Annotated in this window: 24 protein-coding genes and 1 tRNA gene; 9 read left to right on the top strand and 16 right to left on the bottom strand. The window is 58.9% G+C overall.

What is annotated here, in order from left to right; all coding sequences use genetic code 11:
- The first annotated feature begins 170 nt into the window (after window positions 1-170).
- Entirely contained in the window at window positions 171-1391 is a 1221-nt protein-coding gene (locus L598_RS11050; protein WP_246658713.1) for a bifunctional 2-C-methyl-D-erythritol 4-phosphate cytidylyltransferase/2-C-methyl-D-erythritol 2,4-cyclodiphosphate synthase, read from the top strand.
- Window positions 1388-1873, top strand: a complete 486-nt coding sequence (locus L598_RS11045) for a CinA family protein (RefSeq protein WP_144862470.1) — start codon at window positions 1388-1390, stop codon at window positions 1871-1873. The genes L598_RS11050 and L598_RS11045 overlap by 4 nt, the downstream gene beginning before the upstream one ends.
- A 7-nt stretch (window positions 1874-1880) precedes the next feature.
- Here the strand turns inward: L598_RS11045 and L598_RS11040 are convergent, their stop codons facing one another.
- The 11 genes from L598_RS11040 to kdsA form a co-directional block, all read right to left on the bottom strand.
- On the bottom strand, window positions 1881-2342 hold the full coding sequence (locus tag L598_RS11040; protein WP_144862468.1) for a type II toxin-antitoxin system RatA family toxin: 462 nt from the start codon (window positions 2340-2342) through the stop codon (window positions 1881-1883).
- Between the two features lie 13 nt (window positions 2343-2355).
- On the bottom strand, window positions 2356-3321 hold the full coding sequence (lipA, locus tag L598_RS11035) for a lipoyl synthase (RefSeq protein ID WP_144862466.1): 966 nt from the start codon (window positions 3319-3321) through the stop codon (window positions 2356-2358).
- A gap of 124 nt (window positions 3322-3445) precedes the next feature.
- Window positions 3446-3700: a GlsB/YeaQ/YmgE family stress response membrane protein gene (locus L598_RS11030; protein WP_144862464.1), complete on the bottom strand. Its 255-nt coding sequence runs from the start codon at window positions 3698-3700 to the stop codon at window positions 3446-3448.
- A 126-nt stretch (window positions 3701-3826) separates the two neighbouring features.
- Complete coding sequence (gene lpdA, locus L598_RS11025) at window positions 3827-5272, bottom strand: dihydrolipoyl dehydrogenase (protein WP_144862462.1); 1446 nt, start codon at window positions 5270-5272, stop codon at window positions 3827-3829.
- A 15-nt stretch (window positions 5273-5287) separates the two neighbouring features.
- Complete coding sequence (locus tag L598_RS11020; RefSeq protein ID WP_144862460.1) at window positions 5288-5926, bottom strand: SGNH/GDSL hydrolase family protein; 639 nt, start codon at window positions 5924-5926, stop codon at window positions 5288-5290.
- A gap of 66 nt (window positions 5927-5992) precedes the next feature.
- On the bottom strand, window positions 5993-7390 hold the full coding sequence (locus tag L598_RS11015) for a pyruvate dehydrogenase complex dihydrolipoamide acetyltransferase (RefSeq protein ID WP_144862458.1): 1398 nt from the start codon (window positions 7388-7390) through the stop codon (window positions 5993-5995).
- 11 nt (window positions 7391-7401) lie between these two features.
- On the bottom strand, window positions 7402-8844 hold the full coding sequence (locus L598_RS11010; protein ID WP_144862456.1) for a pyruvate dehydrogenase complex E1 component subunit beta: 1443 nt from the start codon (window positions 8842-8844) through the stop codon (window positions 7402-7404).
- A 15-nt stretch (window positions 8845-8859) separates the two neighbouring features.
- Window positions 8860-9906 (bottom strand): pyruvate dehydrogenase (acetyl-transferring) E1 component subunit alpha, encoded by a 1047-nt coding sequence (gene pdhA / locus L598_RS11005; RefSeq protein WP_144862454.1) that lies wholly within the window; start codon window positions 9904-9906, stop codon window positions 8860-8862.
- Window positions 9907-10078: 172 nt separating this feature from the next.
- Complete coding sequence (locus tag L598_RS11000; RefSeq protein WP_144862452.1) at window positions 10079-10405, bottom strand: septum formation initiator family protein; 327 nt, start codon at window positions 10403-10405, stop codon at window positions 10079-10081.
- A 104-nt stretch (window positions 10406-10509) separates the two neighbouring features.
- A complete protein-coding gene (eno, locus tag L598_RS10995) occupies window positions 10510-11784 on the bottom strand; it encodes a phosphopyruvate hydratase (RefSeq protein ID WP_144862450.1) in 1275 nt (424 codons plus the stop codon).
- 76 nt (window positions 11785-11860) lie between these two features.
- Window positions 11861-12691, bottom strand: coding sequence for a 3-deoxy-8-phosphooctulonate synthase (gene kdsA / locus L598_RS10990; RefSeq protein WP_144862448.1), 831 nt, complete (start codon window positions 12689-12691; stop codon window positions 11861-11863).
- A 198-nt stretch (window positions 12692-12889) separates the two neighbouring features.
- On the opposite strand from kdsA, the gene L598_RS10985 reads away from it, so the two are divergent.
- Genes L598_RS10985 through radC form a run of 4 tightly spaced genes read left to right on the top strand, consistent with a single transcriptional unit; the run spans window position 12890 to window position 16187 of the window.
- Entirely contained in the window at window positions 12890-13834 is a 945-nt protein-coding gene (locus L598_RS10985) for a hypothetical protein (RefSeq protein ID WP_144862446.1), read from the top strand.
- 13 nt (window positions 13835-13847) lie between these two features.
- The gene (gene sfsA / locus L598_RS10980) at window positions 13848-14561 is read left to right on the top strand and encodes a DNA/RNA nuclease SfsA (protein ID WP_144862443.1); all 714 of its coding nucleotides are present in this window, start codon (window positions 13848-13850) and stop codon (window positions 14559-14561) included.
- Window positions 14558-15385 carry a type I methionyl aminopeptidase gene (gene map, locus L598_RS10975; RefSeq protein ID WP_144862441.1) on the top strand — a complete coding sequence of 276 codons (828 nt, stop codon included), beginning with the start codon at window positions 14558-14560 and terminating at the stop codon, window positions 15383-15385. Before sfsA ends, map begins: the two co-directional genes overlap by 4 nt.
- Window positions 15386-15437: 52 nt before the next feature.
- Window positions 15438-16187: a DNA repair protein RadC gene (gene radC / locus L598_RS10970; RefSeq protein WP_144862439.1), complete on the top strand. Its 750-nt coding sequence runs from the start codon at window positions 15438-15440 to the stop codon at window positions 16185-16187.
- 51 nt (window positions 16188-16238) lie between these two features.
- On the opposite strand, the gene tig is transcribed toward radC, so the two are convergent.
- Together tig and L598_RS10960 are read right to left on the bottom strand one after the other, a co-directional pair.
- Window positions 16239-17702, bottom strand: coding sequence for a trigger factor (tig, locus tag L598_RS10965; RefSeq protein WP_144862437.1), 1464 nt, complete (start codon window positions 17700-17702; stop codon window positions 16239-16241).
- 90 nt (window positions 17703-17792) lie between these two features.
- Window positions 17793-17877, bottom strand: a tRNA-Leu gene (locus tag L598_RS10960).
- A gap of 331 nt (window positions 17878-18208) precedes the next feature.
- Between L598_RS10960 and L598_RS10955 the strand changes: the two genes are divergently transcribed.
- From L598_RS10955 to pqqB, 3 genes are all read left to right on the top strand, one after another.
- A complete protein-coding gene (locus tag L598_RS10955) occupies window positions 18209-18349 on the top strand; it encodes a DUF1127 domain-containing protein (protein ID WP_144862435.1) in 141 nt (46 codons plus the stop codon).
- Window positions 18350-18538: 189 nt separating this feature from the next.
- On the top strand, window positions 18539-19948 hold the full coding sequence (trmFO, locus tag L598_RS10950) for a methylenetetrahydrofolate--tRNA-(uracil(54)-C(5))-methyltransferase (FADH(2)-oxidizing) TrmFO (RefSeq protein WP_144862433.1): 1410 nt from the start codon (window positions 18539-18541) through the stop codon (window positions 19946-19948).
- Between the two features lie 227 nt (window positions 19949-20175).
- A complete protein-coding gene (gene pqqB / locus L598_RS10945) occupies window positions 20176-21087 on the top strand; it encodes a pyrroloquinoline quinone biosynthesis protein PqqB (protein WP_144862431.1) in 912 nt (303 codons plus the stop codon).
- Window positions 21088-21126: 39 nt separating this feature from the next.
- On the opposite strand, the gene L598_RS10940 is transcribed toward pqqB, so the two are convergent.
- Genes L598_RS10940 through L598_RS10930 form a run of 3 tightly spaced genes read right to left on the bottom strand, consistent with a single transcriptional unit; the run spans window position 21127 to window position 24117 of the window.
- Complete coding sequence (locus L598_RS10940; RefSeq protein ID WP_144862429.1) at window positions 21127-22869, bottom strand: DUF4153 domain-containing protein; 1743 nt, start codon at window positions 22867-22869, stop codon at window positions 21127-21129.
- Window positions 22866-23708, bottom strand: a complete 843-nt coding sequence (locus L598_RS10935; RefSeq protein WP_246658712.1) for a phytoene/squalene synthase family protein — start codon at window positions 23706-23708, stop codon at window positions 22866-22868. The genes L598_RS10940 and L598_RS10935 overlap by 4 nt, the downstream gene beginning before the upstream one ends.
- Window position 23709: 1 nt before the next feature.
- On the bottom strand, window positions 23710-24117 hold the full coding sequence (locus L598_RS10930) for an Mth938-like domain-containing protein (protein WP_246658711.1): 408 nt from the start codon (window positions 24115-24117) through the stop codon (window positions 23710-23712).
- Window positions 24118-24119 lie beyond the last annotated feature (2 nt).

Below are 24119 nucleotides of genomic sequence, written 5' to 3'. Positions count from 1 at the left end.
TGTTTCAAGATTGGTGTATGCACAAAAACAAAGCACTCGCTGCTTTTGCCCAATCATTAGACATTTTTTCGTGAACAGGCAACAGCGATTCTGTCACAGATGGGAAGCCATCAGGATTCCACTGGTATTTGCAACCGACGGCAAGTAAGCCTCCCCGGATGAAGGAAGATATGGATTCACGGGATATTCCGGCGCATGCGCCGGTCGGCGCTGTGGTCGTCGCGGCGGGTCGGGGTGAACGGGCTGGCCAGGCCGCCGAAGGACCGAAGCAATATCGCCGGATTGGCGGCAGGCCGGTCATTCGCCGCACCCTTGATGCCCTGTTGGCTCATCCCCGGATTTCCCACATCGTCGTAGCGATCCATCCGGAAGACGAAGCGCTTTTCGCGAAAGCTGCTGCGGGTCTGGGTGACCGCGTGAGGGCCGTCCATGGTGGCCCTTCACGCCAGGTTTCGACGCGCCTCGGTCTTCTCGCGCTTAGCGAATACGCGCCGGCCACTGTCCTCATCCATGACGCTGTGCGGCCATTTGTCGATCATGCTCTGATCGATCGCGTTATCGACGCCATCGATGGCCGAACAGGGGTGCTGCCTGCCCTGCCAGTCTCCGACACGTTGAAAAGAGTGCGTTCCGACAGCATGATCGAGACTACCATGCAGCGCCATGGACTCTTTGCCGCGCAAACGCCCCAAGGCTTTCCCTTTGCCCCGATCCTCAATGCGCATGAAAAGGCATATGCCGAAGGCCGTACGGACTTCACGGACGATGCCGCGATCGCCGAATGGGCCAGCATCCCGGTAAGGATCGTCGAGGGCTCTCCGGACAATGTGAAGCTCACCTGGGCCCGCGATATCGCACTTGTCAATGAACGGCTTGGCTTTACCGGAGTTGCGTATCCGGACGTGCGGACTGGCAATGGATATGACGTACACTCCTTCGTTGAAGGCGATCACGTCATGCTCTGCGGTGTCAGGATTCCCCATGACAAACGTCTTGCGGGCCATTCGGATGCAGATGTCGGCCTGCATGCCCTCACCGATGCATTGCTCGCGACCTGCGGAGCAGGCGATATAGGTACGCATTTCCCGCCTTCCGACCCGCGATGGAAAGGCGCAGAATCACGCATCTTCGTTGAATATGCGGCAGGACTGGTGCGGGAACGCGGCGGCAGGATTGCCAATGCCGACATCACGCTGATCTGCGAGTCGCCGCGCATCGGGGCTCATCGGGAAGCGATGTGCGCGGCAGTAGCGGCCATGCTCGGCATTTCTCCTGACAGGGTTTCGGTAAAGGCAACAACCAATGAAAAGCTCGGTTTTGTAGGACGCAAGGAAGGCATTGCCGGAATTGCAACCGCAACGGTCATTTTCCCCGGAGAGGTACCGGAATGAGCGAATTGCCGGAATTGGCTGACAGATTTTTGAAGGCCTGCAGAGGCCGCGAAATTCTCGCGGCGACTGCCGAATCCTGCACGGGCGGCATGATTATCGCCCTTCTGACGGATATTCCCGGCTCTTCGTCTATGGTCGATTGCGGCTTCATCACCTATTCCAATGACGCCAAGATGACCATGTTAGGCGTCAAAGAGAAGACGCTTTCCCTATACGGGGCGGTATCGAAGGAGACGGCCCTTGAAATGGCAACAGGTGCTTTGGAACGGTCGAAAGCCGGAATTGCTCTCTCCGTCACCGGCATTGCAGGGCCAGATGGTGGTAGCGCCGAAAAACCTGTGGGGCTCGTATGGTTTGGCTTGGCCTGTACAGGCAGACCGCCTCTCGCCGAGAGGCGTCTTTTTGAAAACCGCGGACGTGACTATGTACGGCGGGAAACGGTCAGGACTGCCTTGCAGCTTGGCATAGAGATGCTGGAATAGCGATCGATCAGACAGCGGCACTCGAGCCGTAGACTGTATCGGCTCGTTTTTCGAAAGCCTCCGAAAACATGCGGAAGGCGCGATCGAACATTGCCCCCATTAGGGCGCCTAATATCCGGCTCTTGAATTCGTAATCGATGAAAAAGTGGATGTCGCACCCGCCCTCACCCGTCGGATCGAAGCGCCAGCGGTTTTCCATGCGCTTGAAAGGGCCATCAACGTAACGCACATCTATGACGTTTTCCGCCGGCTTGAGGATCACCTGGCTTGTGAAGGCCTCGCGGATCGCCTTGTAGCCAACGGTCATATCAGCCACCAGGAATGTGACACTGTCACGTTCCTTGCGCGAACGGACCGTCAACGCCTCGCACATGGGAAGGAATTCCGGGTACTTTTCCACGTCCGCGACCAGCTCGAACATCCTTTCGGCCGAGTGGCGAACATGGCGAACGGTTTCGTATTTGGGCATGAAACTCAGCCGGTTAAGCGGAAAGCTTCAGGCGCGCTTCGCGCGCAGCTTTGAGCCGCGCAAAATCTTCGCCCGCATGATGGGAAGAGCGTGTGAGTGGACTGGATGAAACCATCAGAAAGCCTTTGGTGTAAGCGATCGTTTCATAGGATTTGAATTCCTCGGGGGTCACAAATCTCTTCACCGGATGATGCTTTCGTGTCGGCTGCAAATACTGGCCGATAGTCATGAAATCCACATCGGCCGAGCGCAGGTCGTCCATGAGTTGCAGAACCTCGTTCCGCTCCTCGCCCAGGCCGACCATAATGCCGGATTTGGTGAACATGGAGGGGTCGAGTTCCTTGACCCGCTGCAAGAGCCGCATGGAATGGAAATAGCGGGCTCCCGGCCGCACCGTCAGATACTTGGACGGTACTGTTTCCAGATTGTGGTTGAAGACGTCAGGTTTTGCCGCCACCACCACTTCGAGCGCTCCTTCCTTGCGCAGGAAGTCGGGCGTGAGAATCTCGATCGTGGTATCGGGCGAAGTCTCTCGAATCGCACGGATCACCCTGGCGAAGTGCTCCGCGCCGCCATCGGCAAGATCATCACGGTCCACCGACGTAATGACGACATGATTTAGCCCCATCTGCCGCACGGCTTTCGCCACATTAGCCGGCTCTTCCTCGTCCAGAGGACCGGGTATGCCGGTCGCCACATTGCAAAAGGCGCAGGCACGCGTACAGATCTCGCCCATGATCATGAAGGTGGCGTGTTTCTTGTCCCAGCACTCGCCGATATTGGGGCAGCCGGCCTCCTCGCAGACCGTAACCAGGCGATTCGACTTCACGATCTCTCGGGTCTCGAGATAGCCCCGCGAGGTTGGGGCTTTGACCCTGATCCAGTCCGGTTTGCGCAGGACTTCCTGATCGGGCCGATGTGCCTTCTCCGGATGCCGCGGCCGCGGAGGCCGGGAAACGTTGTCGAGAACGGTTACCACTGGCGGGTTTCCTCGAATCTGACCGGGATTATCGAGCCCGGCCACTTCTGCATATATAGGTTCTGGCTCACAAAAACAGCCCGGCCGCCTGCACGCCCGGGCTGCATCTGTCGAATGGCTTGGCTCAGGTCCGCCCGCGAACCAGCCGATAGATCCAGATCAGGAGGCAGGCACCGATAATGGCGATAATCGATTGCCAGAGCCATCCGCCGGGCGGGATGACGCCGAGCAGGCCAAGAATTGCATTGAGTATGACTGCCCCCAGAATACCGACGACGATATTCGCCAAGAGGCCCATATCGGCCTTCATGATCTTTTCGGCAATCCATCCGGCGAGCCCGCCGAGAATGATCGTCATTATCCAACCAACGCCTGTCATTCCTACCTCCTTCTCCAATCAGAATTGATACATGGCATAAAATACCGCCACGCACTGCATGCTCAATGCACAACACTACCGATGGTTGCGCCTTGAGGACGGATGAATGCGCTGACATCTGGCCGCTTATGCATTCAGCGCCCGGCCATACGCATCCAGAACGCTCTCCTTCATCATCTCCGAAAGCGTCGGATGAGGAAAGACCGTATGCATAAGCTCTTCCTCGGTTGTTTCCAGATTCATCGCAACGACGAAACCATGGATCAGCTCCGTCACCTCAGCGCCGATCATGTGAGCACCCAAAAGCTCTCCGGTCTTCCTGTCGAAGATCGTCTTGATGAAGCCCTGGTCTTCCCCAAGAGCAATAGCCTTGCCGTTGGCGCCAAACTGGAAGCGGCCGACGCGGATATCACGACCGGCCTCTTTGGCCTTTTCCTCTGTCAGGCCAACCGATGCCACCTGCGGCTGGCAATAGGTGCAGCCGGGAATCTTACCTTTGTCCAAGGCATGGACGCCGGGCACACCTGCTATCTTTTCCACGCAGATCACGCCTTCGTGCTCGGCCTTGTGTGCCAGCATAGGTGGGCCAGCAACGTCACCTATGGCATAGACGCCAGCGACATTGGTCCTGCCGTAACCGTCCACGACGACGCAGCCGCGCTCCGTCTTCACGCCCAAGGCGTCGAGCCCGAGATTTTCGATGTTTCCCTGCACTCCTACCGCAGAGATCAGACGGTCAGCGGTGATCTTCTCGACCTTGCCGCCCTTTGTCTCCACATGGGCCATCACTGAATTCGCAGACTTTTCCACTTTGGAGACCTTGGCCTCGACGTGAAACCTGATACCCTGCTTCTCTAACTGTCTTTTGGCAAATTTGGAGACTTCGGCATCTTCTACCGGCAGGATGTTCGGCAGCATTTCGACCACAGTCACGTCCGCGCCCATTGTGCGGTAGAAGCTGGCGAATTCGATGCCGATGGCCCCTGAGCCGATGACAATCAGCGATTTCGGCATTTCCTTCGGCACCATCGCTTCGAAATAAGTCCATATGAGCTTGCCATCCGGCTCGATCCCCGGCAGCACACGCGGGCGCGCGCCCGTGGCCAGTATGATGTGCTTTGCGGTATAGGTGCCATCGCTTTTTGCATCCTTCGGCTCGGGGTGCTGAGGGTCCATCGGTTTCTTGGAGGATTTCGAGACAGCAATCTCGCCGGGCTTCGTCAGCTTTGCTTCACCCCAAATCACGTCAACCTTGTTCTTCTTCATGAGGAAACCGACGCCGCTGTTCAGCCGTCCTGAAACCTTGCGTGAGCGATCAACCACGGCAGCCGTATCGACACTGACCTTGCCCTCGATCTTCAGGCCATAATCCTTGGCGTGTTCAGCATAGTGCATGATTTCGGCGCTACGCAGCAGTGCCTTCGTCGGGATACAACCCCAGTTGAGGCAGATGCCGCCCAGATGCTCGCGTTCCACAATCGCGGTCTTGAAACCAAGTTGTGCGGAGCGCACGGCCGTCACATAACCCCCGGGACCGGAGCCGACGATGATGACGTCGTAATTTTCAGCCACACTGCTCTCCTTCACTCAAAGTCCTAGACTGCCGCGCAGGATCGGTGCCAGCGCTTCTCCAATGGCACGGGTATTGGTCGCATCGAGATGCACACCGTCGAGCGATGTCGTCTGAGCGACCGAGCCTGCGTCGAAGAAGCCGCAACCGATCTCCTCCGCCAAGCTGGCATAGAGGCCGGCGAGCTTTCGCGATTCCGCTATGCCGCCGCCGAACAATGCCGAGAAATCGGGATTTCCGGTTTCGCAAATTACCGGGGGCGAAACGAGAATGATCTGCGGCTTGGCCTGTTCAACCGGGTAATCATGCCCACGGATGATGTCGACAAGCCGCCGCATGCCCTGTTTCGCGCCGATCGCATGGCCGCAGATAAACGGTTTCATGTCATTCGTGCCGAGCATGACGATAACCATGTCGAGCGGAGCATGGCTCATCAGGATCGTCGGCAGGAGGCGGGCGCCGTTGCGGTCAGCACCGGCTGCATAGTCATCAAATGCCGTGGTCCGTCCGTTCAGCCCTTCCGCGATGACACGGATATTCTCGCCCAACGCCTGCTGCAGTACACTCGGCCAACGATCCGCATAGGCGTGACGGCCAGGGCCTTCAGCGTTGTATCCCCAGGTCAGCGAATCTCCGTAGCAGAGGATGGTCTTCATATTTCTTGCCGTTCGGTTCAGGGGCTGTGCAGCCGGAAGCGATGTCTGCCTGTTGGAAGAGCAATATCAGACCAGCATGCTCATCGGGTTTTCGATCACGCGCTTGAAGGCAGCAAGAAGTTCGGCCCCGAGTGCGCCGTCCACGGCACGATGATCCGTCGAAAGCGTCACGGTCATCATATTGGCGACTTCGATCTGACCGTTCCTCACAACAGCCCTCTCCTCACCCGCACCGATCGCAAGAATGGTAGCGTGGGGCGGATTGATAACCGCGGCGAAGTCCTTGATGCCGAACATGCCAAGATTGGAAACGGCCGTCGTACCGCCCTGATATTCCTCGGGCTTGAGCTTCCGACTTCGTGCCCGCGAGGCGAGATCCTTCATCTCGTTTGAGATAACCGAAAGCGTCTTCTGGTCCGCCTTGCGCACGATTGGCGTAATCAGCCCGCCCGGTATGGAAACCGCAACTCCGACATCGGCATGTTTATGCTTGACCATGTTGGCCTCCGTCCAGGAGACATTTGCCTCCGGAACCGCCATCAACGCGGCCGCCATTGCCTTTATAATCATGTCGTTGACCGAAAGCTTGTAGGCGGGAGCCTCGCCATTTTCGGTCTTGACCATGGGCGCGGCGGCATTGAGCTGTTTGCGCAGCTCCAGCAACGCGTCGATCTGGCAATCGAGCGTGAGATAGAAATGAGGAATGGTCGATTTGGCCTCAACCAGCCGGCGCGCGATTGTCTTGCGCATGCCGTCATGCGGCGCGAGTTCGTAGGAACCTTCTTCGAAGAGCTTGAGAATCGCGTCATCCGACATCGGCTTTACCGAAGGCGTGGAAGCAGCCGCCATTGCAGCCTGTTCCGTTGAAGCCTGCCCCCGCATGCCGGCTTTTGCCGCCGCTTCCACATCAGCCTTCACGACACGACCATGAGGACCAGAACCGCTGAGCTGCGCCAGGTCGATGCCCGCATCCTTGGCGATGCGGCGGGCAAGTGGAGAGGCGAAGAGGCGCGCGCCGTCCTCTTTCGGTGCAGTGTCCGCTGTGCCGACAGCATCCGCTTTTGCGGCGCCATTACCGCTGGATTGCACGGCCGGCCTTTCGGCTGGTTTGGATTCCTCTGGTGGTTCTGCCGCCTCTTCCTTTTTCACCGAGGTTTCGGCCTTTGCCTCCTTCGCGCCTCCATCMCTGCCGGCAGCTTTCGCTGCCGCGGCTGCATCCTCGCCCTCTTCGGCGAGGACAGCTATCAGCGCATTGACCTTGACGCCTTCGGTTCCTTCGGGAACCACAATTTTGGCCATCGTGCCCTCGTCAACGGCCTCGACCTCCATGGTCGCCTTGTCAGTTTCGATCTCGGCAATGACGTCACCCGGGGAAACCTTGTCACCTTCCTTGACAAGCCACTTGGCGAGATTGCCTTCCTCCATCGTGGGCGACAGGGCCGGCATGGTGATGTTTATCGGCATGACGTCCCTCCTCAGTCGCGATAGGTGACGGCCTTCACGGCATCCACCACATCAGCCACGCTGGGCAGCGCAAGCTTTTCGAGATTGGCCGCATAAGGCATCGGCACATCGCGGCCGGTCACGGTTATCACAGGCGCGTCGAGCCAATCGAAAGCACGTTGCATCACTTGGCTTGTTATATGGTCGCCCACCGACGACTGAGGGAAACCTTCCTCAACCGTTACCAGCCGGTTGGTCTTCTTGACCGATTGGATCACGGTATCGAGATCCATCGGACGGATGGTCCTTAAATCGATGATCTCTGCGTCAATGCCCATTCCGCGCAATTCCTCCTCGGCCTTGACTGCATAGGTCATGCCGATGCCAAAGGAGACGATGGTGGCGTCCTTGCCCTGCTTGTGGATGCGCGCCTTGCCGATCGGCAGCACGAAATCGTCGAGCTTCGGCACATCGAAGGTGTGACCGTAAAGGATCTCGTTTTCGAGAAAAATCACCGGATTCGGGTCGCGGATTGCTGCCTTGAGCAGACCTTTCGCGTCGGCAGCCGTATAGGGCATGACCACCTTCAGTCCGGGAATATGGCTGTACCAGGCAGCATAATCCTGACTGTGCTGGGCCGCCACGCGCGCCGCGGCGCCGTTGGGGCCGCGGAAGACGATCGGAGCGCCCATCTGACCACCAGACATGTAGAGCGTCTTCGCCGCCGAATTGACGATCTGGTCGATCGCCTGCATGGCGAAATTGAAGGTCATGAACTCCACAATAGGTTTCAGACCGGCAAAGGCTGCACCAACACCAACGCCCGCGAAACCATGCTCGGTGATGGGCGTATCCACCACGCGTTTGTCGCCGAATTCCTGCAGCAAGCCTTGCGTGACCTTGTAAGCGCCCTGATATTCGGCCACCTCCTCGCCCATGATGAAGACATCTTCGTCACGGCGCATCTCTTCGGCCATGGCGTCGCGCAAAGCCTCGCGCACAGTCATCTGCACCATCTCGGCGCCTTCCGGAATGTCGGGGTCGGCAGCGATTTCCGCTTTCGGAGCCGCGGGGGCTTTGGAACTGGAACTTTCGCCCTGATCCTGGGCAACGGACTTGCTGCCCTCCTCGCTTGCATCGGCGCGCTTTCCGCCCTTGTCGGCCTCATCAGCCGTCGTTTCGGATTTGGCCGACTTGGGTGCGGCGCTCTCCTTTATATCGTCAACGCTCTCGCCATCGCCCAACAGGAGCGCGATGGGCGTATTGACCTTTACTCCCTCGGTACCCTCGGCGACGAGAATCTTGCCGAGCGTGCCTTCGTCCACGGCTTCGACTTCCATTGTCGCCTTGTCGGTCTCGATCTCGGCGATCACGTCACCCGCGGTAACCGTGTCGCCTTCTTTCTTCAGCCATTTGGAAAGATTGCCCTCTTCCATTGTCGGCGAGAGGGCCGGCATGAGTATTTCTGTCGGCATGTTCTATGGGCCCTCTCAGTGCACGATGTCCGTATAGAGCTCCGAAACGTCGGGCTCGGGATCGGTCTGTGCGAAATCAGCTGCATCAGCCACGATGTCGCGCACTTCCTTGTCGATCGCTTTCAGGTCGTCCTCGTTGGCCCACTTCTTTTCCACAAGTCGTTTTTTCACCTGCTCTATCGGGTCGTGCTCGGAGCGCATCTTCTGCACCTCGTCCTTGCTTCGGTATTTCGCCGGATCCGACATGGAATGGCCGCGATAGCGGTAGGTCTGCATCTCCAGGATAATTGGCCCGTTGCCGCCGCGGCACCATTCGGCCGCCATGTCGCCCGCCGCCTTGACGGCGCGGACATCCATGCCGTCGACCTGGATGCCGGGGATTCGAAATGAAAGGCCGCGATGGGAGAAATCAGTTTCCGCCGACGACCGCGCCACGGACGTGCCCATAGCGTAGCGATTGTTCTCGATGATGTAGACAACGGGCAGCTTCCATAGCGAAGCCATGTTGAAGCTCTCATAGACCTGACCCTGATTGGCCGCACCGTCGCCGAAATAGGTCAGCGAAATGTTGTCGTTGCCGCGATAGCGGTTGGAGAGTGCCAGCCCGGTACCTATCGGAACCTGGGCGCCAACGATGCCATGCCCGCCAAAGAAGTTCTTCTCCTTCGAGAACATGTGCATGGAGCCACCCTTACCCTTGGAATAGCCACCACGCCGACCGGTGAGTTCGGCCATCACGCCGCGCGCGGACATGCCGGTCGCTAGCATGTGGCCGTGGTCACGATAGCCGGTGATGATCTGATCGCCTTCCTTGAGAGCCATCTGCATGCCGACGACAACAGCTTCTTGGCCTATATAGAGATGGCAGAAGCCGCCAATGAAGCCCATGCCGTAAAGCTGGCCGGCCTTCTCCTCGAAACGGCGGATCAGGAGCATGTCGCGATAGGCGGCAAGCTCTTCGTCCTTGGTGAATTTCGCCGGGGGCGGCGTCTTCACGGAACTGGTGGATTTGCTGGTCGATCGGGTTCTGGATGACGGAGATTTTCTGGCGGCAGTCGCCATGCCTCACTCCCTGCTGCCTCTTTATGGTGGATGTTGGAAGAAGATACTGCCCTTCCAATTTCACTACGAAGCTAGCACGGGTCAGCACGTTCGACCATGCGAAAAATGCATAGTCCGTACGCGCATAAATTACTGAAAATATTGTCTATATCAGTTATTAACTAGAATTAAGTTAATTTGACTTCTGCATCGATCGATAGATTATTACCTCGTCTTTGTGGGCCAGATTGAGAGCGCGTCTGGCCTGTTCGTCAAGCATGTCCTTCTCGAGCGTTCCATCATGAAGAAGCTGCAACCGATGCTCCAAATGAGCACGCCTGTCCTTCAGGGCATCGAGTTGAGCCTGCAGATCCTTCGCACGATCCTCAAGCCTGTATTTGGAATAGATGCCGTATTCGCCGTGATAGGCGTGAAAACCGAAATAGGCGAGGAAGATGGCCGTGATCGCAGGCACGATCAGACGGCCGGTATTGCGTCTCTTGTACTGGCGTGTCCACATGGCGAAATTCCTTTCCGCCAATGTGACCATATCATGCTTAATGGACGGTTAGGACAGCAAGTCAATCTGCCGCCCCGCCCTCGGTCTCAGTTCTGGCGCTTCTCTTAAGCGCGCAAGATCGCTTTTCCCGCGTAGCGTGCCTGCGTGCCCAGCTCTTCCTCGATGCGGATAAGCTGGTTGTACTTGGCAAGCCGGTCCGAACGGGCGAGCGAACCCGTCTTGATCTGCCCGCAATTGGTTGCGACCGCCAGATCAGCGATGGTCGAGTCCTCGGTCTCTCCGGAGCGGTGCGACATGACGGCAGTATAGCGCGCGCGATGCGCCATATCCACGGCCTCCATGGTTTCCGTCAGTGTGCCGATCTGATTGACCTTGACGAGGATTGAGTTGCCGACACCCATCTTGATGCCGTCTCGCAGGCGGGCCGAATTGGTGACGAACAGGTCGTCGCCGACAAGCTGTGCCTTGTCGCCGCAAAGGTCGGTCAGGGCTTTCCAGCCGTCCCAATCATCCTCGGCCATGCCGTCTTCGATGGAGATAATAGGATAGTCGGCAACGAGCTTGGCCAGATATTTCGCCTGTGCCTTGCCGTTGCGCGTTTTCCTTTCGCCTTCATAGACATAGGAACCGTCCCTGAAGAATTCCGTCGCCGCACAGTCGAGAGCGATCGCGACATCGTCACCAGGCTTGTAGCCCGCTTTCTCGATTGAAGTCATGATGAAATCAAGCGCCGCCTGAGCGTTCTTCAGATCAGGCGCAAAACCTCCCTCGTCGCCCACATTTGTGTTGTGGCCAGCTTCCTTGAGGCTCTTCTTGAGCGTGTGGAAGATTTCCGAACCCCAGCGCACGGCGTCGCGCAAAGTTTCGGCGCCGACCGGCATGATCATGAATTCCTGGAAGTCGATCGGGTTATCCGCATGAGCGCCGCCATTGATGATATTCATCATCGGAACGGGAAGCACATGGGCGGAAGCGCCGCCGACATAGCGGTAGAGGGGCAGACCTGAGGCTTCCGCCGCMGCCTTGGCGACCGCAAGTGATACGCCGAGAATGGCATTGGCGCSGAGCCGGTTCTTGTTAGGCGTGCCGTCGAGTTCGATCATGGTCCGGTCGATATGGATCTGGTTCTCGGCCTCCATCCCGCCGATCGCCTCGAAGATCTCGCCATTGACCGCGTCGACGGCCTTGGTGACACCTTTGCCGAGATAGCGCTTGCCACCGTCCCGCAGTTCGACAGCCTCATGAGCGCCGGTGGAGGCACCGGACGGGACCGCCGCGCGGCCCATCGACCCGTCTTCCAGCGTTACGTCGACCTCCACGGTCGGATTGCCGCGGCTGTCGAGGATTTCGCGTCCGACGATATCGATGATAGCGGTCATGGGTGCATCCTGTCATTCGTTGTGGAAACCGCGCCCGTCTTAACGAAAGCGCGAGAAAAGACAATGACGACGGCGATCAGCTTTTCTTGGCGACCTTATCAAGGGCTATAAGGCATTCGAGCAGAGCGCGCATGTCCTTGAGGGGTACCATGTTCGGGCCGTCCGACGGCGCATTGTCCGGGTCCTGATGCGTCTCTATGAAAACACCGGCGACGCCGACCGCGACGGCAGCACGCGAAAGCGTTTCGACGAAACGCCGATCACCACCGGTCGAACTCCCCTGCCCGCCCGGTTGCTGCACCGAATGAGTCGCGTCGAAGATCACGGGAGCGCCCGTCTCGGCCATAATGGGCAATGAACGCATGTCCGACACCAGCGTATTGTAACCGAATGAGGCGCCGCGCTCTGTCAAAAGCACGTTGGGATTGCCGGAGTCGACGACCTTGGCAAGCACATTGCGCATGTCCCAGGGCGCCAGGAACTGCCCCTTCTTGACGTTCACGGCGCGGCCCGTCTTCGCTGCGGCAATCAAAAGATCGGTCTGGCGGGAGAGAAAAGCCGGAATCTGCAACACATCGACCACATCAGCGACCATACGGCACTGCTCCTCCGTATGGACATCCGTCAGCACCGGTATATCGAGTTCCCGCCTGAGATCGGCGAAGATCGGCAGCGCCGCATCCAATCCGGCGCCTCGTTTGCCGGAGAGGGAAGTCCTGTTCGCCTTGTCGAAGCTGGACTTGTAGACGAAGCCGATGCCCAGCGAAGCCGTAAGCTCCTTCAAGGCGCCTGCCATATCGAAGGCATGATCACGCGATTCAAGCTGGCACGGACCTGCGATCAGGGAGAGCGGTGCACTGTTGTCGAATGTGACCGAACCGACCGTGACATGAGAATTTGGCTTCATCGACAATCACTTCTCCTGGGGGGCACGATCCTGCGGGTTGGCGCGCCAAGCTTTCATCCGCGGCATGTGCCCCAAAACCGTCGCTGCTTCAAGAGCAGGCAAAGCTTGAAGCGACGGTAGCGAAGGGCTACGGCAGGATATCTCGTCGTCATCGACACATCCGAAGGTCTTTCAAGAAGAATGGTTCATTTGGGGGAAATGCTGACCGGATTGCTGGGCGCGGCAGCGGCATATGGTCGGATTCTTCTGATACTCGGCCTCGTTCTCGGTATTTTCAGTCCCGATCTGGCTGTCGCGGCAAAGCCCTGGATCCAGGAGATGATTGCCGCCCTGCTGTTCCTCTCCGCCTTGCGCATAGGACCACAACAGATGGTCGGCGTGGCGCGCGACATAAGCCATACGGTGGCAGGCGTGCTGATATTCCAATTGCTGCTGCCTGTGCTGCTGGCTCTGGCTTTCCTAGGCTTCGGATGGACCGGCATATTGCCCACCGCTCTTGTGCTCATGGCTGCTGCCGCTCCGATTTCGGGGAGCCCCAATCTGGCGATCATGGCGGGTCATGACCCCGCTCCCGCACTCAGATTGTTGACTCTGGGAACCGCCTTGCTTCCGCTGACCGTCCTGCCGGTATTTTGGCTGGTGCCTGCGCTCGGAAGCGGCTCTGATGTTCTTGCCGCCGCGGCGCGCCTGCTGGGCGTCATCGCACTCTCCGTCGCTTTGGCCTTTGCAATCCGCGTTCTTTTTCTGCGCGACTTGCAACCATCCGCCGTCCAATCCATCGACGGCCTGTCGGCGATTTTGATGGGGGTGGTCGTAATCGGGCTGATGTCTGCTGTCGGACCGACTCTATTCGAAGCGCCAGGCGAGCTTGCGCTCAATCTGGCGGTCGTTTTCGCCACCAACTTCGCCCTTCAAATCGCAACTGCTAGCCTGCTGCGCCGCGTTGGGGAAGATCACGTCGCGGTGCCTTTCGCCGTCGTGGCGGGAAACCGCAACATGGCACTTTTCCTGGCAGCATTGCCGGTGACCGTGACCGACCCGCTGCTTCTGTTCATCGGCTGCTATCAGATCCCTATGTATCTGACGCCGGTTCTTCTTCATCGCTTCTACAGGCCGGGCACTCCCGTCAGTCTTCGTCGATAAAGATCGTGCTGCAATGGATTTTGCCTCCCCTTTAATCGAAGCCCGGCTCGTGCGCCGCTACAAGCGCTTCCTGGCCGATGTGATCCTTCCTGATGGTAGTGAGGAGACGGTCGCGGTCCCGAATACCGGCTCCATGCTCGGTCTGACCGCCCCAGGCTCACGCGTTTTTCTGTCACTGTCGGCCAACCCGAAGCGGAAATACCGCCACACGCTGGAAATCGTTGAGGCAGACGGCACGCTGGTGGGTATCAATACCGGCCTGCCCAACCGGCTCGCCGAGGAAGCGATTCTGAAAGGGCTGGTGGCTGATCTCGCCGAATATCCTCTGCTTCGGCGCGAGCAACGCTATGGGGAACGCTCACGCATCGACCTCCTGCTGGAGCATCCGGAACGCCCGCCCGCTTATATCGAGGTGAAGAATGTCCATTTCATACGCTCCACGGGTCTGGCGGAGTTCCCGGATTCCGTGACCGTTCGCGGCGCACGCCACCTCGACGAGCTCGGACGCATGCGGCAGGCTGGTTTCCGCGCCGTCATGCTGTTCATCATCCAGCGCGGCGATTGCGACCGCTTCGGACTTTGCGGCGACCTCGATCCCGCCTATGCTGTTGCCTTCGAGCGCGCCAGGGCCCTCGGGGTTGAAGCTTATGCTATACGATGCCAAATCAGTAGCCGCGCCATCACGCCCGAGTGCCTCATAGAGATCGAACCCTGGACCAGTCCATGACCACTTATCTCGATGCCGAAACAGCCCCTCTTCGCAATACCGGTCAGATACGGCTCTATGGCGAGGAGGCTTTCGAGGGTATGCGCAAGGCCTGTCAGCTTACCGCCCGCTGCCTCGACGAATTGGCGGGGCTGGTCGCTCCGGGAGTGACGACCAACGCCATCGACCGTTTCGTCTTCGAATTCGGAATGGACCATGGCGCCCTGCCCGCGACACTCAACTATCGCGGCTACACCAAGTCCACCTGCACTTCGATCAATCACGTGGTTTGCCACGGCATCCCTGACGACAAGCCGCTCAGGGATGGGGATATCGTCAATATCGACGTCACCTATATTCTCGACGGCTGGCATGGTGATTCGAGCCGCATGTATCCGGTCGGCACGATCAAACGCGCCGCTGAACGGTTGCTGGAAGTCACCTATGAATGTCTGATGCGCGGTGTGGCCGCCGTAAAGCCCGGTGCGCGCACCGGCGCCATCGGCGCAGCGATCCAGACCTATGCGGAAGGCGAGCGCTGTTCCGTCGTACGCGATTTCTGCGGGCACGGTGTCGGTCTGCTGTTTCATGACGCGCCGAACATCCTGCATTACGGCAGCCGGAATGAGGGCATCGAAATGCGCCCCGGCATGATCTTCACAATAGAGCCCATGATCAATCTTGGCCGCCCGCATGTGAAGGTGCTTTCCGATGGCTGGACGGCAGTTACCCGCGACCGCTCTCTCTCGGCGCAATACGAGCATACGGTGGGTGTGACTGAAACGGGCTGCGAAATCTTTACGCTTTCACTCGCAGGGCTCGACCGGCCGGGCCTTCCTACTTAATATTCGCTTACGGTGAGCGGTTGGGACCTCGCTGACAACAGCGGGAGGGGCGATGAATAGCGATGACGAGCGTGGATTTTTCGGCGAGGCGCCCTTTCCGGCTCTGCATAAGAAAACGAAGACTCCCGAAAAACCTCACTATCATGGCCATCGGGAACGCTTGCGCAACCGGTTTGCAGAATCAGGCAGCGATTCCCTCACCGATTATGAGATGCTGGAACTCCTGCTTTTCCGCTCCATTCCCCGAGCGGACACCAAGGGCATGGCCAAGGCTCTCATCAAGCGGTTTGGTTCTTTTGCCGAGGTCCTCGGCGCGCCTGAACATCTTCTGACAGAGGTCCCCGGCATCGGAAAGACGGCGGCCCTTGACCTCAAGATCGTCGCCGCAGCGGCACAGCGCATGCTGAAAAGCCAAGTGCATCGGAAACAGGTGCTTTCCTCCTGGAGTGCCGTCGTCGACTACTGCCGGGCTGCGATGGCGTTCGAAACGCGCGAGCAGTTCCGCATCCTGTTCCTCGACAAGAAGAATACGTTGATCGCCGACGAGGTGCAGCAGACTGGAACTGTCGACCATACGCCGGTCTATCCGCGTGAAGTGGTCCGCCGTGCGCTCGAGTTGTCGGCTTCAGCGGTCATTTTGGTCCACAACCATCCTTCCGGCGACCCTACCCCTTCCCGCGCCGACATCGAGATGACGAAAACGATTATCGACACAGCGAAGCCGCTTGGCATTTCGGTGCATGACCATGTGATCATCGGCAAGAGCGGCCATGTGAGCATGAAGGGCCTGCTCCTGATCTAACGAAAAAGGCCGCTCGGTGGAGCGGCCTTTTGACATCAGAGCGTTAGCCGGTCATTCGCCGGCTTCCTCTTTCTTCTCGGCTGCTTTCTTCTTTGGTGCAGTCTTCCTCTTGGGTTCGGCCTCAGTCTTCTTTGCGGTTGACTTGGCTTTTTTTGCCGGCTTGGCCTCGGTTTCTTCCTCGTCGTCGGCCATCAGTTCCTCGCGTGTCACCTTGGTGTCGGTGACCGAGGCCTTCTCCAGCAGATGATCTACCACCTTCTCCTCGAAGATCGGCGCGCGGATGCTGGCGAGCGCCTGGGGATTGCTACGATAGAACTCGTAGATCTCCTGCTGCTGGTTTTGCGGATAGCGACGGATCGCGTCGAAAAGCGCGCGCTGCATCTCTTCGTCGGTGACCTGAATGCCGGCTTGCTCACCAATTTCGGCCAGTACCAGCCCGAGCCGCACACGACGTTCGGCCAGCCGACGATATTCCCCGCGGGCCTCCTCCTCAGTCGTGTCCTCGTCCTCGAAGCTGCGTCCAGCCTGCTCAAGGTCACGCGTTACCTGACCCCAGATATTCTCGAACTCTGCCTCCACCAGCCTGGAGGGGGTCTCGAACTTGTATTCCTCGTCAAGCGCGTCGAGAAGCTGTCGCTTCGCCTTCTGACGGGTAATGCTGCCAAACTGGCTTTCGAGCTGTCCCCGGATGATTTCGCGCAACTGGTCGGCGGATTCCAGTCCAAGCTTCTTGGCGACGTCATCGTTGACCTCGACGCCGTCCGGCTTGGAAACTTCCTTCACCTTCACATCGAAGGTCGCTTCCTTGCCGGCCAGATGCGCCGCCGGATAGGTTTCGGGGAAGGTCACGGTGACGGTCTTTTCCTCACCTGCCTTTACGCCGACCAATTGATCCTCAAAGCCGGGAATGAACTGTCCAGAGCCCAGGATGAGGTTCGAATCCTCTGCCGAACCGCCTTCGAAAGGCTCTCCATCGACCTTGCCGACATAGTCGATCGCCACCTTGTCCCACAGCTCGGCCTTGCCCTTCTTTGGCTCGTATTCGCGCGCATCGGCAGTGACGCGGCGCACCTGCTCTTCGATTTCCGTATCCGGTACGTCATAGACTGGACGATTGATCTTGATGCCAGAGAAGTCCTTCAGCTCGATAGGAGGAATGACTTCATAGGAGAGTGAGAACTCGAAATCGGCATTGCCGGCGAGGATCTTCTCGGCTTCCTTCTCATCCTCCGTCATCTTGACTTCCGGCTGCATGGCCGGCTTTTCGCCGCGATCGCTGAGGATCGAAGAGGAAGAATCGGAAAGGATCTCGTTCACGACCTCGGCCATGAAGGACTTGCCGTAGATCTTGCGCAGATGCTGCACAGGCACCTTGCCGGGACGGAAGCCATTGAGGCGCACCTTGCCCTTGGCTTCGTCCAGCCGCTGCATAAGGCGGGCTTCCATGTCTTTGGCTGGAACGGTGACCTTGATCTCGCGTTTGAGCCCTGAATTAAGCGTCTCGGTTACCTGCATCAATAAAACCTTTGTTCACTTGGGCCGTCCTCCTGGACGGCCGCATCACCGCTCAGCCTGCCGGGAATGTCTTGCCGGGAATGGCTTTCCTGGTGCGGGTGGAGGGACTTGAACCCCCACGGCTTGCGCCACAGGAACCTAAATCCTGCGTGTCTACCAGTTCCACCACACCCGCTTCGAAAGCCTCAGGCCCCCGAAAGCGCGGCGTTCTATATCATTAGGACCTAGTGGATCAAAGCGAAAATGCCAACAAATTCGGCGTTTTTTGGTCGAATAACGAATGCTGCAACTTGCCGTGGCCGACAGGAAGTCGGCGAGCTTCCGCTCCTCGGCTCTTTACACTCGAATCGAGCCCCTCATACCGGGACACATATTGTTAATGTTGCAATGCACAAAACGCATTGCTGCCATGCAACATCATCACTTCAAAAAAGCTCTGAAGCCTCATATCTCACGGTCGCAACGACATTGGTCGGCACGAACAAAACAAAGAAACGAGCACTGCAATGAACCTGATCCGCAACTATCGCAACTGGCGGCGCTACCGGGAAACCGTGAATGAGCTGAGCCGCCTTTCGAACCGGGAGCTGAACGATCTCGGCATCAATCGCGGCGACATTCCCTTCGTCGCTCGCAAGTCTCTTTAAGGAATTTCGTCGGGGTTTTCCTCCTCCCAAACCTCGACGGATACGGCTGGCATTCTCCTCCTCCCGATTGTCAGTCGGCCAAAACGACACCCGCCGGACCTCCTCCCCCGGCGGGTGTTGTTTTTTCTGCACGTGCATCCGTAAACCGCGCGTTGCATTCGCTCATCCGGCGGACTATCTCCTTTCTCCATGAGTACAAAGCCCGTTCACGTCATCGGCGGCGGTTTGGCCGGCTCCGAAGCAGCCTGGCAAATCGCCCAGGCTGGCGTCCCCGTCATCCTGCATGAGATGCGGCCGCTTCGCGGCACCGATGCGCACAAGACCGACGGGCTGGCCGAACTGGTTTGCTCGAATTCCTTCCGGTCCGACGACGCGGAGCTCAACGCCGTCGGTTTGCTCCATGCAGAGTTACGCCTTGCGGGATCTCTGATCATGCGCGCCGGGGATACGAACCAGGTTCCGGCGGGCGGCGCCCTTGCCGTCGATCGCGAAGGCTTCTCCGCTGCGGTAACGCGAGAGATCGAAGCCCATCCGCTCATCGAGATCGTGCGGGAGGAGATATCCGCCCTTCCGCCGGCCGATTGGGACCAGGCAATCATCGCCACCGGCCCGTTGACCGCGCCGTCGCTTGCCGAAGCAATTGCCACCGAGACCGGGGCAGACGCGCTCGCCTTCTTCGATGCCATCGCGCCGATCGTGCATTTCGACACGGTCGACATGGATGTGTGCTGGTTCCAGTCACGCTACGACAAGGTCGGCCCTGGAGGCACAGGCAAGGACTATATCAACTGTCCGATGGACAAGGCGCAGTATGAGGCATTTGTCGCCGCACTGATCGAAGGTGACAAAACCGCCTTCAAGGAATGGGAAGGCACGCCTTATTTCGACGGATGCCTTCCAATCGAAGTTATGGCCGAGCGCGGCCCCGAGACGCTGCGTCATGGCCCGATGAAGCCGATGGGCCTGACAAATGCACATAAACCCTCCGAAAAGCCTTATGCGGTCGTCCAGCTTCGACAGGACAATGCGCTTGGCACGCTCTACAACATGGTCGGCTTTCAGACGAAGCTGAAATATGGGGAGCAGACCCGCATTTTCCGGATGATTCCGGGGTTGGAGAATGCGGAATTCGCCCGGCTAGGCGGACTGCACCGCAATACCTATCTCAACTCCCCAGCTTTGCTCGACGGGACGCTGCAACTGAAGTCACGCCGTGGCTTGCGCTTTGCCGGACAGATCACCGGGTGTGAAGGTTATGTCGAGAGCGCTTCCATGGGCCTGCTGGCGGGGCGGTTCGCTGCAGCCGAGCGTCTCGGCTTGCCTGTGTCACCGCCTCCTGTCACCACCGCTTTCGGGGCACTGCTCAACCACATCACCGGCGGTCATATCCTTGCCGACGAGGAAAGCGGCAAACGGTCATTTCAGCCGATGAACATCAATTTCGGGCTCTTCCCTCCAGTGGAGGCACCGAAAACGGAAGGACGCCGACTGCGAGGCAAGGAAAAGTCGCAAGCCAGGAAACGCGCCATGACGGCCCGCGCGCTGGCGGATTGCCGCCGCTGGCTCGGCCTTGGCGGAAACGTCGAGGAAGCCGCATAGAGCCCCTACTCGGTGTGGAATCCGGTTATGGGCAGCCTCCAATATGGCATTGAGGCGCCACCGAACCTTCCCTAAGATGCCGGACGCTATGGTTCGATATTAACCGGCAGGAGCAGAGCATGGCTGGGCGCGTGCCCAAAATTTGTCGATGTAAGCTGTCGCATGGAAGTAAACTGCCTCACGCCGGCTGGCTATAGTGCAATCCTGTTTTGAGGTTTTGACGACGCGTGCCGAACACTTCTTCCATGCGGGTACTGATTCTAGGAGCAGCAGCCGGTGGCGGCCTTCCGCAATGGAACTGCGGCTGCGTGAATTGCGCGGCGGCCCGCAAAGCCGGTTCCGGCATTTCTCCGCAGACCCAGTCCTCGGTGGCAGTCAGCTCCGATGGTGAAACCTGGGCGATCCTCAACGCCTCACCCGACATTCGTCAGCAGGTTAGCGCTAACGCGCAACTCCATCCCCGGCGCTTGCGCAACAGCCCGATCAGGAGCGTACTACTGACCAATGGCGACATTGACCATATCGCTGGTCTGCTGACGCTGCGGGAAAAACAACCCTTCGATATCTATATGACACCGGCTCTGGCGGAGATCATCGATGACAACCCGGTTTTCCGGGTGCTCGATGGTGAATTGGTTCAAAGACAAACTGTCCACCTTAACGAGCCCTTTTCGCTTCTACCTGACATGCAAGCGCTGTTGTTCCCGGTGCCGGGAAAGGTTCCCCTTTTCATGGAGGAAGGAGAGCCCGAAGTCGGAAAGGAAGGCGAGCAGACCGTGGGCGTCGAGCTGATATGCGGGAAACGCCGCGCCTATTATATTCCCGGTTGCGGAGCGATGACCGAGGCCCTGGCGGACCGCATCCGCGGCGCGAATCTCGTCCTTTTCGACGGAACGCTCTTCACCGACGACGAAATGCGCCTCACCGGCACCGGCGAAAAGACGGGACGTCGCATGGGGCATATGCCGATCGACGGGCCGGACGGTAGTCTGCAAGCGCTCGCTTCCCTGGATATCGGGCGTAAGCTCTATATCCATATAAACAACACAAATCCGATCTGGCGACCCGGCCCGGAGCGGGAAGCCGTTGAACGCGCCGGCTTTGAAGTCGGGCAAGACGGCATGGAAATCATGGTCTAAGCTTGCCTGAATATATGCAAGGCGAACCGAAGGCACGGTTTACCGCCAGTCGCGTGCACGCAGGAGCAAGGTTCCGCTGAGGCCCGTAAGTTGCGGGTCAGATCGCACTCGTCCGCTGATGAAGGTAGGCACGAGCAGAATCTTGCGGCCATCGGATTCGAGAACAATGGTGGGCGTCTCGGTCTGGCCCTTATCGACCAGACCACGTATCTCGTCGGCGCTAAACACAAAGCGGGTTTCGGATCCGCCTTTCGCAATCACCACCGCGTTCTCGTCCAGACGAATGCCAAGTGCAGCTCCGCCCGGCAGTTTCAAGGCTCCCGGCTGAGCGTTCCCTCCGTATACGCTGATATTCGGCACCATCAGATCAAAGTCGCCTACTTCCAGGGCGCCTGACTGCGGGTAGTTCAATGTAAAGTATTCGCCATTGTCGAAACGGGGTCGATCGGGATCGAGCCCCCAGGCCAAAGCCACGGCGCGATACTCGCTCCCACCAGCGTTGCGATCGTCAAATCCATCAGGGGCAACACGTCGCGCTGCATTCTCGCTCGAGAGATAGCGCAGCGCCGACAAAGCCTCGTCGTGACGTTCACCCTCGACCGGCGGATTGTTGACGATCGTCAGGAAGCGCACGCTCTGGCTGCGCAAAGCAGTCGCCACCGCTCCCTGAGGGCCGAAACTCGCAAGCGCCAGAGCGATAACCGGTAGCGCTGTCATGTAGCGGATATCCCCTCGCGTCCGCGGAAGAATCTGCAGCGTCAGGAGGATCGCTGCGACGATGCCAAAAAGCCCGAGCAGGAACCGTTCAGGTGTCACCCCATATTGTCCGACCCTCAACGCAAGGGCGTAGAAGAGAAGGAGAAGCGGCACCGGCAGCATGAACGGCCACAGGCGCAGCAGGAGCCTAGTCGGCGCCCTTGCCGCGCTGAGAAACGGGTGGATCACGATCAGGGAGCCGAAGACGCAGAAGCCGAAGGCCAGAACCAGCCAGCCGATTTGACCCTGCGGCACCTCACCCGTGACCAATATCTTCAGCCCATAGAGGTGCAGGATGAGGGCGTAGACAATGAGCAGCGGCGCAGCGACAAAATCCCCGAGCGCCCGCATCCCCCGCTCCATGAAGCCGGCGGCAGTCGCATCCGGCTCGGCTGCAAATTCGCGGGGGATTTGGCCGAGACCGAAAAGCGGGGCCGCAAGCAGTCCTGTGACCGCCCAGACATGCAGATAGAGGTTATTCGGCACCTCAATGCCGAACAGATAGGTCAGGCTGGCGAATATCGCCGAAATACCGCCGGCGAACAGAAACAGGGCAAGTGCGGCTAGGATGATGGCAAAAGCCAACCGGACGGCAAAAAGCCACAATGCGGCTCCCGTTCCGCGCGCCGTGTAGGGTGACACGACGACAAGGCCAGCCAGTGCCACAACCAGTGTCCAGCGCAAGGAATAGGTCGCATCGTGCAGCCATATCAGACAGAATGCCATCGTGCCGGCAACAATACCGCAGCCATGACGCAGCCAGGGTCCGGCATTGCGCGATTCACAGAGGAGACCGACGGCCAGCGAGGCGAGCGCGGCGGCAAGGAAAGGAAGAACGAAATCCTTCTCGCCGCCAATTGAGAACAGGCCCCGGTCTGCGATGAGGAGGCTGGCATTCAACGTCATCAGCAGCAGGAAAAGCGCGGTGACCGGCAGGCGTATGATAGCCTCGCGCGTGCCTTCCATCATCTCCAGCGCCACGGCACGCCAGCCGGTGGCCCTGTGGTGATCCTGTTCAATTGTCATCCGGCGCTACTCCAGCCCCGCATCGCGTGGCGCAACAAGAGCCAGTGCCGTCGCGGCGCGGAAATGTCCGCAATTTCTCGCAGCGGATCGATCCTTGCAACTTTTAAGAGATAGGCCGGGACAAGTGCAACGGGCAGGAAAGCGGAGCGAAGGCTTTCTGTTATAGCACCCGCCTCTGCTTCAAAGGCGGCAAGATGCTCGTACGCCAGAGCGAGCATAGCTGCCACTGCAGCACCCGCCCCCTCGCCCTCATCGGAAAGGAATGCGTCCCTCGAAGTCCCGGCAGCGGCGAGGAGGTCTGCGGGTACGTAGCACTGCCCGCGCGACCGATGCAGCGGCAACAGCCGGAGCAATCCGGTAATTGCCTGGGCGCAGCCGGCATGGCCCGCCAGGCTCGCCATTGAGGGCGCTTTCGCAGCATCGAGTATGATCGCGGCGAGTTGGATGATCGCCGAAGCCGTTTCGCCGCAATATCCTTCAAGGTCGGTGCGGCCGGGCATGGGGTCGTCATAAAGATCGAAGACCCTTGCATCCAGATAGTCGAGCAAGGATCGGACCGGCAGGCGGTTCTTCTCGATCGTCTGCAAAAGCGCCTCGGCCAGCGGATTGCCGGCCGCAGCCTCGCCATTCGACGAAAGCACGTCGCGCCACCATTGCAGCCGCATCTCGCCCGCCAGCGGATCCCTTATCCGATCACGGATCGCCGCGATCTCGGCATTGAACGCATAGAGAGCAAAGAGATGACCGCGTTTTTCCTCCGGAGCGTAAAGCACCGCGAGATAGCGATCCCGGTCGGCGGACCGCACGACCTCCATGGCGTGACGCTGTGCGGCGTCCATGTCAATCGACCGCAATCAGTGCCGCCGCGACTGCCCGGTCCTCCGCCAAAAGCACGTTAAAGGTACGCACCGCCGGTCCCGTAGCCATTGGTTCAACGGTGACGCCTGCTTGTTTCAAGGTCCCGCGCAGCACCGCGGATGGCGGGCGGAGAATAGTCCCGGTACCGATCAGGAGAAGCTCGATTTCCCCGGCCTCGGACAGGACACGGCTGAGATCCTCCGCTGCAACCGCGGCCGGATTTGCGGGTTCCCAGCCATAGATTCCCGATGGCAGGCAGAGGATGGATCCCTTGTGAGACATGTCAGCGAAACGGAAGCCACCGTTGCCATAGGCGTCGATGGGCGCACGGCCCGGGAAATGGGCCGCGCGAATGACGATCCCGTGCTCGCCACGCTTGCCTACGGCCAATC

This window comes from Mesorhizobium sp. J18 (assembly GCF_007829525.1).
Lineage (GTDB): Bacteria > Pseudomonadota > Alphaproteobacteria > Rhizobiales > Rhizobiaceae > VLJP01.
The sequence above is the reverse complement of the archived record's forward strand: the minus strand, read 5'-3'. Positions and strand labels throughout refer to the sequence as shown.